Source organism: Xanthomonas sp. NCPPB 2866, assembly GCF_041475745.2.
Lineage (GTDB): Bacteria > Pseudomonadota > Gammaproteobacteria > Xanthomonadales > Xanthomonadaceae > Xanthomonas > Xanthomonas arboricola.
Genome location: NZ_CM192975.1, coordinates 3754316 through 3768068 on the forward strand (window position 1 = coordinate 3754316; position 13753 = coordinate 3768068).

The following is a 13753-nucleotide window of genomic DNA, read 5'->3' on the forward strand; positions in this document are numbered from 1 at the left end:
ACTGCCGTCGTCGCAATCTCCGCACCACACACAGACCTGTCGCAACGGAAGGCGTCGGCGATGCACACCCGCACCCGCAGTAAGGGGCCGGGCACTCCATCTTCTCCAACCACGCGAGCCATTGCATGCAGTCCCCACGCACCACCCATCGCCTGACCTGCGCCATCGCGCTGGCACTGTCCGCGCCGGCGTTTGCCGAGACGCCGGAGCTCGGCACCACCACGCTGGATTCGGTCAACGTGCAGGCCAAGCACGCCGCCGCACCGGGATCGCTCAACGAACAGCGCCTGTCCAGCAGCGTCAACAGCGTGATGAGCAAGCAGCAGATCGATGCGATCCCCTCGGGCGGCATCGCCGATGTCGTGTCGCACATGCCGGGCCTATCCGCGTACAGCGATATGCACCTGGGCCAGGCCACCACCGGCGAAAACGCCTATGTCAGCATTCGCGGCATGGACGCCAGCTACAACGCCTACACGCTCAACGGCTTCGGCATGCCGGAAACCGATTCATCGACGCGCGCAATCTCGTTGAACATGCTGGCGCCGTTCGGCATCCAGTCGGTGCAGGTGTCCAAATCCCCAACGCCCGACATGCCCGGCGATGCGATCGGCGGCGCGATCGACATGCGCACGCCCAATGCCTTCGACTTCGAGCAGGATGTCTACGCCAAGAGCACCGCGCAGGGCCAGTTCAATGCGCTGGCCTCGGAGCTGGGCGGCAAGGACAGCGGCGGCACCTTCCAGCAGGAGCTGGCCTGGAAGTTTGGCGATGGCCATGCCTTCGGCCTCTATGCATCGGCGTATTACGGCAGGAACAACAACATGGCGCAGGCGCCGGCGCCCAACAGCAAATACGTGCCGGCCGATCCCGCCCTCGCCACTGCAACCGACCTGCGCGATGTCGGGCCGTTGATCAGCACCCGCTACAAGTACAGCCTCTACACCAGCCAGATCGAACGCTACGGCGGCAACCTCTCGCTGGATTGGCAAGGCGACAACAGCGCGCTGTACGCGCGTGCGATCTACGGCAGCTACGGCGTCACCGGGCAGCAGGACCAGTCCAGCGCGCGCCTGGAAACCTATCGCAACCAGCCCACTGCCGTGCGTGGCGGCTACTTCAACACGCACGATATCGACGAAAAACTGGCGACGCTGCAATTGGGAGGCCAGACCACGCTGGGCCGCTTGCGCTTCGACTACGGCAGCTCGGTCGGTCGCGGCACCCGCAGCCGCCCGGACTACGTATCGGCAAGCCTGTATGGCTTTACGCCCGGCAGCTTCGCCTTCGACCTCAGCAACCCCCGCTATCCCAGCATCGCGCCAAGCACGCCTGGCTTGCAGGACTTTTTCTACAACCTGGATTCGTCGTTGCTGTGGAAGGTGCAGGGGCACGACGCCGGCAGTCACGACAACCGCGTCAACGCACACACCGATATCACCTACCAGGTCGATGGCGATGTGCTGGACAGCGTCAAGCTCGGCCTGTCTGCCGACCACTCCGACCGTGGCGCCTACGATCACCCGTTCTTCCACAAGGACGGCAACTTCGTCACCAACGGGCCGTATTTTGGGGGACCCAATTACGCGTTCCCCACTGCAGGTGGGCCGCCACTGAGCGCGATCCCGGGCCGCGTCACCTATCACGCCTTCGACGGCCGCTACGCCGGCCCGTTCAAACTGCTGGATCGCAACTGGATGCTTGCGCAGTCGCTGCCCTACAAGTACGTCGACGATCCCAATGGCGCAGGCGTCTATACCGCCAACGACTACAACGCCAACACCACCTCCAGCACCGAGGCGATCTATTCCGGTTATGCAATGGCCGCGCTGCATGTCGGCTCGTTGAGCGTGCTGCCCGGTGTGCGCTACGAGTTGACGCGCTATGCGGCCGAATCCTGGCAATCCAGCGGCGATGGCAGCACCGGCAGCTTCGTCGGCACCGGCAGCACCTATGGGCAAGTGCTGCCGGGCATCAGCATCAACTATCGGCCGGATGATCTCACCGTGTATCGGGCTTCGTTGCGGCGCAGTTTCAGCCGCCCGGCGTTCGGCCTGATCTCCGGCGAGACGGTGTACACCATCGACGATACCCAGAAGGTGGTCGGCATCTCCAGGCCCAATCCCGATCTGCAGCCGAGCAAGGCCGACAACGCAGATCTCTCCGCCGAGTTCTACGATCACAGCGGCGGCGTGCTCAGCGCATCGACCTATTACAAGCGCATCACCGGCTTCATCTACACCTCGCAATCGGCGACCAGCAACGACAACACCCTGGGCGGGCTGGTACCGACCGGCACCACCTTCGAAAACGGCGTGCCAGTGACCATGCCGCAGAACGGCGGCACCGCCAAGCTCTATGGACTGGAGCTGGCAGCGAGCAAGCGCCTGCAGGAGTTGCCGGGCCTGTGGAGCAACGTCGGCGTCACCGCCAACCTCACCCTGCAGCACAGCGAAGCAGACAGCAAACGCAGCGATCAACCGGAAAAGACCTGGCTGCCACGCGCACCCGAGCGCATCTACAACCTGGATCTGTTCTACGACGACACGCACCTGCGTGCCGACCTGAGCTACAACTACACGGGCCTGCAATTGCTGGGGCTGACCAGCGACCGGCTCAACTATTACCTGCAACCGGTCAAGTCACTGGACTTCACTGCGACCTATCATCTGCCGCACCACGTCGATGTCGGTGTGTCGGCCAAGAATCTGCTCAATGCCGCCACGTTCTACGAAACCCAGGGCAAATCCAGGCGCTACATGGCCTACGACCCTGGCGCCGACGGCGCCTATGTACAGACCGGACGGGTGTACATGCTGACCTTGGGCTACACCTACTGACCGCAGACCTGCAGACAGCTGCGGCGCGATGTCTGCAGCTGCAGGGAGCGGGTCTGCACCAATCCGTATCGATCGCCTGACTGACATGCAGGCGATCGATTGCGGCGTGGTGCATCATTCTCTCTGCCGCTCGGGTAGAAGCGGCAGGCAGCGGCATCTATGGCAGCTGTGCGGAGGCGAGATGGCAGGTATCCACTTCTGACCCGCATCGCGACTGCGTCCCCAGTCAGTCCCGGTGCAGCCATTTCACGCAGACCACGCAGGCGGCTCGGGCAAGGTGCGCGCATGCCTCTTCCGGACATGCTCATGCCACCACGCATCTACGCTCGCGCCTGCTTGCTCGCCCTTGCTCTGGGCACCTCCCTGTCCGCACTGGCGCAAGCGCCGCAGCCCGCCGCCGCACCTGCGCCGGCACCTGCAGCAGCTCCCGCTGCGACCGTCGTGCCGACTGGCCCGCGTTCGGACCTGCATGCGCAGGTGCTGCTGGATCGCGCGCATTTCTCGCCGGGGGAGATCGACGGCGAGCGTGGTTCCAACCAGAAGCGTGCGGTGTCCGGATTTCAGGCAGCGCACCAGATCAAGGTCACCGGTGAGCTGGATGACGCCACCTGGCAGGCCTTGCAGGCCGACACCACGCCGGCGCTGGTGCAGTACACGCTCACCGATGCCGATGTGGCCGGGCCGTTCCTGCCGATTCCGAAAGGGCCGGCCGAACAGGCCAAGCTGACGTCGCTGGGCTACACCTCGGTGGACGAGGCGCTGGGCGAGCGTTTCCATGCCGCTCCGGAACTGCTGCGCCAGCTCAACCCCGGCGTGGATTTGAGCAAGGCCGGTGGCGTGATCCAGGTGCCGAACATCGACGGCGTCCCGCCACTGGCCAAGCCGGCCAAGCTGGTGGTCGACAAGTCCGAGTCGACGCTGCGCCTGTTCGATGCCGACGGCAAGGTGTATGCGCAGTTCCCGGTGTCCTCCGGCAGCAAGCACGACCCGCTGCCGATCGGCCGCTGGAAGGTGCTGGGCGTGGCGCGCGACCCGGTGTTCAAGTACAACCCCAAGCTGTTCTGGGACGCGAAGAAGGGTGATCAGAAGGCCACCCTGCCCTCCGGCCCGAACAACCCGGTCGGACGCGTATGGATCGATCTGTCCAAGCCGCATTACGGCCTGCACGGCACGCCGGAACCCGGCCATGTCGGCAAGACCGAATCGCATGGCTGCGTGCGCCTGACCAACTGGGACGTGGTCAATCTGGCCAGCGTGGTTGGCCCGTCCATGCCGGTGGTGATGCAGGAGTAAGCATGAAACTGCTGATGACGCTGGTGGTCGGTGTGTTACTCGGTGCAGCCGGCTATTGGTGGCTGGAACGCGAGGCGCCACAGGCGGCACTGGCACCGGCGTTCGCAGCTGCACCCGCGGTGACAGCGCAGCCTGACGCGCCAGAGTCGGCAATGGCAGCGCCTTCTGCCGCTCCAGCGGTTGCCGCTCCAGCCATTGCCGCATCGTCGCCATCCACCGAGATGATGCCCACTACAAACGCGCCAGCCGCGCCTGCGTCTGCAGCCGCTCCTGAAGCTGCGAGTTCAGGCAGCGGCCTGCTGATTCCGGTGCAGGGCATCGGCAGCGGCCAGCTGCAGGACACCTTTACCGACGCACGCAGCGAAGGCCGCGTGCACGATGCCATCGACATTCTTGCTCCGACCGGCACACCGGTCATTGCAGTTGCAGACGGCACGGTCGAGAAACTGTTCAACAGCGAGCGTGGTGGCCTGACCGTGTACCAGTTCGATCCAAACGGCACGTACTGCTACTACTACGCACACCTGGAACGGTATGCCGATGGTCTGGCAGAAAAGCAGGCAATCAAGCGCGGCCAGGTCATCGGCTACGTCGGCAGTACCGGCAATGCCGATCCTGCCGCACCGCACCTGCACTTCGAGATCCACCGCCTGGGGCCGGAAAAACAATGGTGGAAGGGAGAGGTCTTGAATCCCTACCCCGTATTGCATGGCGATCAAACCCTGCAGTGATTCACCGAGCGGTGATGCAGACACAGGCCTGCGCGTGATGCGCAGGCCTGTGCATTCAGATCAACATGCCGCCCGATACCTCGATGCGTTGCGCATTGACCCAACCGGTTCCCGGCGCGAGTAACGCAGCGACCACCGGCCCGATATCGTCCGGCAGCCCTGGGCGCCCCAGCGCCGTGACCGACGACACCATCGCATTGACCTGTGCGTTATCGCGCACGCTGCCGCCGTTGAAGTCCGTCTCGATCGCACCCGGCGCCAGCGTATTGGCACGAATGCCACGCGCGCCCAGTTCCTTGGCCAGATAGCGGGTGAACACCTCCACCCCGCCTTTCATCATCGCGTAAGCCGAGGCACCGGGCAGTGCGAAACGTGCCAGGCCGCTGGATACGTTGAGGATGCGTCCGCCGTCGGCGATCAACGGCAGCAACGCCTGGGTCAGGAAATACGGCCCTTTGAGATGGATGTTGACCAGGGCGTCGAACTGCGCCGGCGTGGTGTCGGCGATGGCCGCGTGCAGCCCGGTACCCGCGTTGTTGACCAGCGCATCGAACTGCGTGCGGTCCCAACCGGCCAGCACCTGCTTCAGCTGCTCGGCGAATGCTGCGAAGGACTCGGCGTCGGCAACATCCAGCGGCAGTGCGTGCGCACGGCGACCGAGCATGTGGATTTCGGCCACCACCGCAGCGGCCTCATCCGCCTGGCTGCGGTACGTCAGCACGATATCGCTGCCATCCGCAGCGAGCGCAAGCGCGGCGTTGCGGCCCAGGCCGCGGCTGCCGCCGGTGATCAGGGTGATCGGTGTGGTGGTCGACATGATGGACTCCGTTGCGTGTCGGGATGCGATTTGGAGCAATCACAGAGCTGGTCGGTGACCGCTGGCGGGGGTGACATTGCCTGGCCGTGCCAAGACTATTGCGCTTGCCGCGCCACATAAATCGGTCCAACCTGATTGCACCGTTCAAGAACGTCGACCAATCGATGGATACCCTGGAGTCGCTACGCGCCTTCCTGCGCGTCGCCGAGCTCGGCAGTTTCACCCGCGCCGCCGAAACGCTGGGCCTGCCCAAAGCCAGCGTTTCTACCGCCGTGCAGCGGCTCGAAGCCTCGCTTGGGACGCAGCTTTTGCATCGCACGACGCGCCGCGTGCAACTCACCGGCGATGGCACCGCGTTCTACCAGCGCAGCCGCGATCTGCTCGACGACATGGACGAATTGCAGAGCATGTTTCAGCGCGAGCGCAGCCAGCTGCGCGGGCGCCTGCGGGTGGACATGTCCTCCGGCATCGCACGCAATTTCGTGATTCCCGCATTGCCCACGTTCCTGGCGCAACACCCGCAGCTGGAGGTGGAGATCAGCGGCACCGACCGCCGCGTCGATGTGGTGCGCGAAGGCTTCGATTGCGTGTTGCGCGTCGGCACGCTCGAAGACACCAACCTGGTCGCACGACCGCTCGGCGTGTTTCGCATCATCAACTGCGCCAGTGCCGACTACCTCGCACGACGGGGCACGCCGCAGCGCCTGGACGATCTGGCTTACCACGACCTGGTGCACTACGTGCCGACGCTGGGCCAGCGATCGTCCGGCTTCGAGTACCGCGATGGACCGGCCTACCAGCTACTGCCGATGCGCGGCCCGGTGACGGTCAACAACGGCGATGCCTATCTTGCCGCGGCATTGGCGGGCCTGGGCATCATCCAGGCGCCGGCCAGCCCGTTGCGCCCACACCTGGACAGCGGCGCCTTGATCGAGCTGCTGTCCGCCATCGCGCCGGAACCGATGCCGGTCACCTTGCTCTACGCGCAGCGTCGCCATCTGCCGCAACGCGTAGGTGCGTTCATGGACTGGGTTGCAGAGGTGATGGCACCGTATCTGGACCCGCTGTAGCCCTGACCGTCGATGCGATTACCGGTGCGTCTTCGCGTGTACGTTTGCGTAGGCAGGAAGTGTTTCTGTAGCGCGCCGACATTATTGGAAAGCATCAGTTGCTTTCGCGCCACTTCGATACCACCGAAGCAAACCGATACCAGCAGGCAGTGCGGCATGCGCCGCAGATCCACGATCACTCCGCTGGCGCCAGACACAAAAACAGGCACCTTCTGCAAGGTGCCTGCATCGTTGCAACACCAGGCCAGGCGCTGACATCGCGCCCGGCCCGGTCTGCGATCAGAACGTGTAGTTGAAGGTCAGCATGCCGTTGCGCGAGGCGCCCCATGCGCCATAGCCACCGTTGAACTGAGAGTAGTAGCGCTTGTCGAGCAGGTTGTCGACATTGAGCTGCACCGAGAACTGCGGCGACAACCGGTAGCGCGCAAACGCGCTGACCAGTGCATAAGCACTCTGCTGAAAGGCGCCGTAGACCGGGTCCACATAGTACGAGCGGTTCTGCCAGTTGACGCCACCACCCACGGTCAGATCGCTCCACGCACCTTGCGGGGTGTAGCTGTTGAACAGCTTGAGGGTGGTGCGCGGCAAATGCGTATTGATCGAGGTGCCGCTGTCATCGCGCGCGGTGTAGTGCGAGGCGCCGAAGGTGGTGTTCCAGCTCTCGGTCACCCGCCCGGACACCTCGAAATCGAAGCCTTCGCTGACCACGCCGTTGGCGGCTTCATACGCCGACTCGCTGCTACCGGGGACGAAGCCGCCGGTGGCCACGCCCAGGTTGTCCTGCTCGATGCGGAACACCGCAAGCGAGGCGTTGAGCCTGTCGTCGAACCACGCTGCCTTGACGCCGGCTTCGTAGCCCTTGCCGGTCAACGGATCCAGGTAGCCGCCAGTGGCATCGCGCAGGGTCTGCGGGTTGAAGATTTCGGTGTAGCTGACGTACGTCGACCACACGTCGTTGATGTCGTAGACCAGACCGGCGTACGGGGTGACTTCGGTCTGGCTGTCGGAGAACGGCGCCAGTCCCTGCGTGGCATCGAAGTTGCCGCCATCGATCTGCCAGTCGGTGTAGCGCGCGCCCACCAGCAACTTCAGCGAATCGGCCAGCGAGAAGCGCGCAGCCACGTAGGCCGCCTTCTGCTTGATGGTGCCGGTGCTCTGCACCGTGCGCGGGCTCCAGTTGGGTTCCGGGTAGGCACCGCTCCAGCCGAGGTAGCTGTCCAGCGGCGCCGGGAAATCGAAGGTGCCGTTATTGACGTACTCGCGGCGGTTGTAGCTGGCGCCGGCAACCAGCTGATGCTCGCGACCGAACAGCTGGAACGGGCCTTCCGCATAGACGTCGGCACCATCGGCCTTGCGCTCGGTCAGGTAGTTGCCCGAATACGGCACCACGCCGCCACCGGTGGCACGGTCGAAGCCGAAGATCGTATAGAACGGATAGAACAGGTGATTGGCCGCTTCGGTCTTCTCATGGCTCAGATTGGCCTTGAGGGTCCAGCCGTTGTCGAAGCTCTGCTGCAGGCTGGCGAAGGTGCGCTGCAGACGCGTGTCCCAGAACGTCCAGTCGGCCGCCGGGTTGAACGAGCGATCGTAGTTGGTGCGGGTGCCATCGCTGTAGAACAGCGGGAAGCCGCCCCAGGTGACATCGTTCGATTCCTTCTTCTGGTACTCGTAGCCCACGCTCAGCAAGGTGCTGTCGGTGAGGTCGGCATCGATGATCGCCGAGCCGATCTTCTTGCGCAGGCCGTAGCGGTCCATGTCGGACTCGCCGTCCTGGTACACGCCGATCACGCGCGCACGCACGGTACCTTCGGGGCTGAGCGGCACGGTGACATCGGCCACGCTGCGGGTCTTGTTGAAATCGCCACCGCCCACCGACACGGTGCCGGTGAAGTCGCGGCTGAGCGCATGCTTGCGCACCAGGTTGATCGAGGCCGACGGATTGCCCGAGCCGGTCAGCAGGCCGGTGGCGCCACGCACCACTTCGACGCGGTCGTACAGCGCCACGTCCAGCGCCGAATCGCCGTAGCTCCAGGCCTGCTCCATGTACGCCGGGATGCCGTCGAACTGGTAGTTGTCGATGTAGAAACCGCGCGCGTAGAACTCCAGCCGCTCGCTGTCGCTCTGCGCCACCGAGATGCCGGAGACGTTGTTGAGCACATCGGTGATGCTCTGCAGGTTCTGGTCGTCCATGCGGTCGCGCGTGACTACGCTGACCGACTGCGGGATCTCCCGCAGCGACAGGTTCATGCGCGTACCGGCCGTGGTCTTCTCCACCGTATAGCCCTTGGCCTGCTCGCCCTGCACGATGAGCCGGTCCAGGGTGGTGACCTCGGCATCGCCGGCCGGCGTTTCAGCCAGTGCCTGGCCTGCCGACAACGTGCACAGCGCGGCGAACACCGCATGCGACAGCGCGCGCGGACGCCGCGCAATGGGAAGAAGACGCATTACGGTAGGACGATTCATCACAGCTCCAGCACAGACAGTCGAGGGCACCGGTCGCGGCAAGGCTGCCCGACGGCGAGACAAGGGGGAGGACGTGCCACGCGACCGTGGCAACGCGCCATTTTAATGGGAATGATTTACATTTTAAACAGGTAATTCAGGCCGCCCTGCATCGCAATGGCGGGGAGCGAACGCCACAGCGGCCTCCGGCCGCGACCCGGCGGGCAAACGCCTGCTCACCGGCCACCCGGGCGACGCGCGCTGAGGAAGCCGCCTGCATGCCACCAGGCACGTCGGCTTGCCCGACCTTCCGGACAAGTCCGGCCAGGTGATCCTCACGCAACACGCCAGGCACCTTCCCACCCCCGCGAGAACCGCGATTCCCCCGACCGAGGCGATACGTACATGCAAGGTCGCCACGTGCAGCGCAAACAAAAACGCCGGCTTTCGCCGGCGTTTCATTGGAAGCGACTCGACGCTTTTACAGCGCCTTTGCCGCCTGCACCACATGCTCGGCGGTGATCTTGAAGTACGCGTACAGCTGATCGGCCGGTGCCGAGGCGCCGAAGGTGTCGATACCGACCACATCGCCATCCAGGCCCACGTACTTGCGCCAGAAGCCAGTCACGCCCGCTTCCACCGCCACGCGCTTGCGCACCGCATTGGGTAGCACCGACTCGCGATAGGCCGCATCCTGGCGATCGAACACATCGGTCGACGGCATCGACACCACGCGCGTCTTCAGCCCGGCCGCGTCCAGGGTCTGCTTGGCTTCCACCGCCAGCCCGACTTCCGAACCGGTGGCGATCAGGATCACGTCGGGCGTGCCGCCTTCGGCATCGGCCAGCACATAACCGCCGCGCTCGATCAGCTTGAGCTGCGCGTCACTGCGCGGCTGGTGCTGCAGGTTCTGACGACTGAACACCAGGCAGCTCGGGCCGTCCTTGCGGGTGATGGCGGCCTTCCAGCTCACCGCCGACTCCACCGCATCGCCCGGGCGCCACACATCGTTGTTGGGGATGTAGCGCAGCGAGGCCAGGTGTTCCACCGGCTGATGGGTCGGGCCGTCCTCGCCCAGGCCGATCGAGTCGTGCGTGTACACGTGGATGGCATGGGCCGGATTCAACGCGCTCATGCGCACGCCGTTGCGCGCGTAATCGCTGAACACCAGGAAGGTGGCGTCGAACGGAATGAAGCCGCCATGCAGCGCCAGGCCGTTGGCGATGGCAGTCATGCCGAACTCGCGCACGCCGTAATAGACGTAGTTGGCATCCGGATCATCGGTGGCCACCGACTTGCTGGCCTTCCACAAGGTCAGGTTGGAATGCGCCAAGTCGGCCGAACCGCCGATCAGTTCCGGCAACAACGGCGCGAACGCTTCGATCGCCAGCTGCGAGGCCTTGCGCGAGGCGATGGTCTGGCCGTCCTGCTGCGCCTTGGCGATGTATGCATCTGCCTGGGCGATGAAGTCGGCCGGCAGCTCGGCGTGCGAGCGGCGGGTCAGCTCGGCAGCTTCGGCCGCGTACTGCTTGCCGTACTTGTCGAACAACTGCTCCCACTCGGCCTGACGCAGGGTGCCGGTGCCACCTGCGCGCCAGCCGGCGTAGATCTCTTCGGGAATCTCGAAGGGGCCGTACGGCCACTCCAGCGCCTTGCGGGCGCCCTCGAGTTCTTCCTTGCCCAGCGGTGCGCCGTGCGAGGATTCCTTGCCGGCCTTGCTCGGTGCGCCGAAGCCGATCTTGGTGCGGCAGCAGATCAGCGTGGGCTTGTCGGTGTTCTCCAGCGCGGCCTCGATGGCGGCCTTGATCTTCTCGGCGTCATGTCCGTCCACATCACGGATCACATGCCAGCCATAGGCCTCGAAGCGCTCCGGGGTGTTGTCGCTGAACCAGCCGGCGGTGTTGCCGTCGATGGAAATCTGGTTGTTGTCCCAGAACGCGACCAGCTTGCCCAGGCCCCAGGTGCCGGCCAGCGAGGCGGCTTCATGGGAAATGCCTTCCATCATGCAGCCATCGCCCATGAACACCCAGGTACGGTGATCGACGATTTCCAGCTCCGGGCGGTTGTAGCGCTGCGCCAGCAACTTCTCGGCCAGCGCGAACCCGACCGCATTGGCAAAACCCTGCCCGAGCGGGCCGGTGGTGGTCTCCACGCCGGGGGTTTCGCTGCGCTCGGGGTGACCGGCGGTCTTGCTGTGCAGCTGCCGGAACTGCTTGAGCTGCTCGATCGGCAGATCGTAGCCAGACAGGTGCAGCAGCGCGTACTGCAGCATCGAGCCGTGGCCGTTGGACAGCACGAAACGGTCGCGGTTGAACCACTGCGGGTTGTTCGGGTTGTGCCGGAAGAAATCGTTCCACAGCACTTCGGCGATATCGGCCATGCCCATCGGCATGCCGGGATGGCCGGATTTGGCGGCTTCGACCGCATCGGCGGCGAGAAAACGGATGGCGTTGGCCAGCTGGCGGCGGGTGGGCTGGGTCATGGGCGTCTATGGAAGCGGAGGGGAACACCGCTGGAAGCGGAGACGCTTATTCTCCCACAGAGCGCGTTAGGGGGCTGGGATTGGGGATTGGGGATTGGGGATTGGGGAGTCGGGAATCGGGAATCGGGAATCGGGAATCGGGAATCGGGAATCGGGAATCGGGTGCAGTGCTGCAGGTTGACGCCGCTCTCGCCAAGGCTACCGCTGCGGTACAGCGGACCTCACATCACCCGTACCGATCGCTACAGCCCGCTTTTACCCATTCCCGATTCCCGACTCCCTACTCCTCGCCCTTGGCAACCAAGGTCGTCAGCGCCAGATCGCCGGTCACGTTCAGCGCCGTCCGGCACATGTCCAGGAAATGATTGACGCCCAGGATCATGCCGATGCCGACCGGGTTGACCCCGACCATCGCGCAGATCAGCGCCACTACCGGCAGCGAGCCGGACGGCACGCCGGCGGTGCCGATGCCACCCAGGATGCAGACCAGCATCACCATGAACTGCTGGCCGATGCTCAGGTCCACGTTGAAGAACTGCGCCAGGAAGATCACCGTCACCCCTTCGAACAAGGCGGTGCCGTTCTGGTTGGCGGTGGCGCCCACGGTCAGCACGAAACGCGACACCCGCGGCGGCAGGCCCATCTCGTCGGCCACGCGCAGGGCGGTCGGCAGGGTCGCGTTACTGGAGGCGGTGGAGAACGCCATCATCGTGGCCTCCTGGGTCTGCCTGAAGAAGCCGATCGGCGAGCGCCCGGCGAACTTCACCGCCAGCCCGTAACTGACCACCATGTGCAGGCCCAGCGCCAGCACCACCACGCCCACGTAAGCGCCCAGACGGATCAGCAGATCAAAGCCGAACAGCGCGGCCAGGTTGAACATGAAACAGGCCACCGCATACGGCGCCAGGCGGATCACCAAGCCGATCAGGGTCATCGAGATTTCGAAGATGCCCTCGATGCCGCGCTTGAGCGTGGCCACCTTTTCGTCGGCGGTCAGCACCATGCCCACGCCGAACATCACCGCAAAGAACATCAGCGACAGGATCGCACCGTTGCTGGACGCTGCCGCGATGACGTTGCTGGGCACGATCGACAACAGCATGTCCATGCCCTGCGGCTGGGTGCCGGAGCTGGAGATGATCTCGCGGGTGCGCTCGGCGTTCTGCTGGATCAACTGGTTGGCCAGCTGCGGGTCCACGCCGGCACCAGGCTTGAGCACATTCACCAGCACCAGCCCCAGCAACACCGCCACGCCGGACAGCACGACGGTGTAGCCCAGGGTGCGCCAGCCCACGCGCCCGAGCGCACGGATGTCGCCCATTTCGGAAATGCCCATCACCAATGCCGAAAACAGCAGCGGCACGATCAGCATGAAGATCAGATTGAGGAAGATCTGCGAGAACGGCGTGGTGACGTACTTGGTGACCACGCGCACCCAGTCGGCATCGCTGCCAGCCAGGTAGTAGACGGCCAGACCCAGCAGCAGACCGACGGCGAAGCCAATGCCCATCTTCCAATGCAGGGGCAGGCCCGGGCGGCGTGCGGCGGGGGATGCAGTCATCTGGTCGGGCCTTGATCTGGACACAAGCCCCGGAGCTTAACAAACGCCATCGACGCGGCCACCTACCCGGCCTGCCGCGGTGCGCCTGCCCGAGGGTAGGTGCACCTCCACGTCAGCCGATACGGGCGCTGGAGCGTTCAACACATCTGGCGCGCTCGCCGTGGGCAGGCAGAACGGATGCGTGAGCCGCCTGTACCGGGGCGCGATGCCCAACCGCTTTGGAAACACGCCATGGGACCCGTTCTTGAGTTCTTGCTTGCAACCATGCACACCGACCATCCCGACTGGCCCTTGCCCGGCCACCGTCGCGGGACCTTACGCGGCATGGATGCTGCGTAAGAGCCTACAAGGACGTACTTGCGGCGTGTCCCGCGATGGTGGCCGGGCAAGGGCCCTGTAGCGAAGCCACAGACCTAACGCCTTGCTTTAACCAGCACAGGCGAAGAACCAGGTGCAACCGGAATCAAAGCTTCAAAGCGAGATAGGACATGGTGACCACCTAGGACCTGTCAGCGGT

General features: G+C 64.6%; 8 protein-coding genes. 4 read left to right on the plus strand and 4 right to left on the minus strand.

Annotated elements, in window-relative coordinates; genetic code table 11:
* Positions 1-125: 125 nt before the first annotated feature.
* From ACCQ04_RS15985 to ACCQ04_RS15995, 3 genes are all read left to right on the plus strand, one after another.
* Positions 126-2840 carry a TonB-dependent receptor gene (locus tag ACCQ04_RS15985; RefSeq protein WP_226427392.1) on the plus strand — a complete coding sequence of 905 codons (2715 nt, stop codon included), beginning with the start codon at positions 126-128 and terminating at the stop codon, positions 2838-2840.
* A 363-nt stretch (positions 2841-3203) separates the two neighbouring features.
* Positions 3204-4133, plus strand: coding sequence for a L,D-transpeptidase family protein (locus tag ACCQ04_RS15990; protein ID WP_226427572.1), 930 nt, complete (start codon positions 3204-3206; stop codon positions 4131-4133).
* A gap of 2 nt (positions 4134-4135) precedes the next feature.
* On the plus strand, positions 4136-4864 hold the full coding sequence (locus tag ACCQ04_RS15995; RefSeq protein WP_226427393.1) for a M23 family metallopeptidase: 729 nt from the start codon (positions 4136-4138) through the stop codon (positions 4862-4864).
* A gap of 55 nt (positions 4865-4919) precedes the next feature.
* On the opposite strand, the gene ACCQ04_RS16000 is transcribed toward ACCQ04_RS15995, so the two are convergent.
* A complete protein-coding gene (locus ACCQ04_RS16000) occupies positions 4920-5681 on the minus strand; it encodes an SDR family NAD(P)-dependent oxidoreductase (RefSeq protein WP_226427394.1) in 762 nt (253 codons plus the stop codon).
* Positions 5682-5779: 98 nt separating this feature from the next.
* Here ACCQ04_RS16000 and ACCQ04_RS16005 point away from each other — a divergent pair, with 98 nt between their 5' ends.
* On the plus strand, positions 5780-6751 hold the full coding sequence (locus ACCQ04_RS16005) for a LysR family transcriptional regulator (protein ID WP_226427573.1): 972 nt from the start codon (positions 5780-5782) through the stop codon (positions 6749-6751).
* 279 nt (positions 6752-7030) lie between these two features.
* Here the strand turns inward: ACCQ04_RS16005 and fhuE are convergent, their stop codons facing one another.
* The 3 genes from fhuE to ACCQ04_RS16020 form a co-directional block, all read right to left on the minus strand.
* Positions 7031-9214 (minus strand): ferric-rhodotorulic acid/ferric-coprogen receptor FhuE, encoded by a 2184-nt coding sequence (gene fhuE, locus ACCQ04_RS16010; protein WP_226427395.1) that lies wholly within the window; start codon positions 9212-9214, stop codon positions 7031-7033.
* Between the two features lie 460 nt (positions 9215-9674).
* Entirely contained in the window at positions 9675-11675 is a 2001-nt protein-coding gene (tkt, locus tag ACCQ04_RS16015) for a transketolase (RefSeq protein ID WP_226427396.1), read from the minus strand.
* 280 nt (positions 11676-11955) lie between these two features.
* A complete protein-coding gene (locus tag ACCQ04_RS16020; protein WP_102253528.1) occupies positions 11956-13236 on the minus strand; it encodes a dicarboxylate/amino acid:cation symporter in 1281 nt (426 codons plus the stop codon).
* Between the last annotated feature and the right edge of the window lie 517 nt (positions 13237-13753).

Bases quoted from the DNA above. Each gene is read 5' to 3' on its own strand.
- ACCQ04_RS15985 (WP_226427392.1), top strand. From the start codon at position 126: ATGCAGTCCCCACGCACCACCCATCGCCTGACCTGCGCCATCGCGCTG.
- ACCQ04_RS15995 (WP_226427393.1), top strand. From the start codon at position 4,136: ATGAAACTGCTGATGACGCTGGTGGTCGGTGTGTTACTCGGTGCAGCC.
- ACCQ04_RS16000 (WP_226427394.1), bottom strand. From the start codon at position 5,681: ATGTCGACCACCACACCGATCACCCTGATCACCGGCGGCAGCCGCGGC.
- fhuE (WP_226427395.1), bottom strand. From the start codon at position 9,214: ATGAATCGTCCTACCGTAATGCGTCTTCTTCCCATTGCGCGGCGTCCG.
- tkt (WP_226427396.1), bottom strand. From the start codon at position 11,675: ATGACCCAGCCCACCCGCCGCCAGCTGGCCAACGCCATCCGTTTTCTC.
- ACCQ04_RS16020 (WP_102253528.1), bottom strand. From the start codon at position 13,236: ATGACTGCATCCCCCGCCGCACGCCGCCCGGGCCTGCCCCTGCATTGG.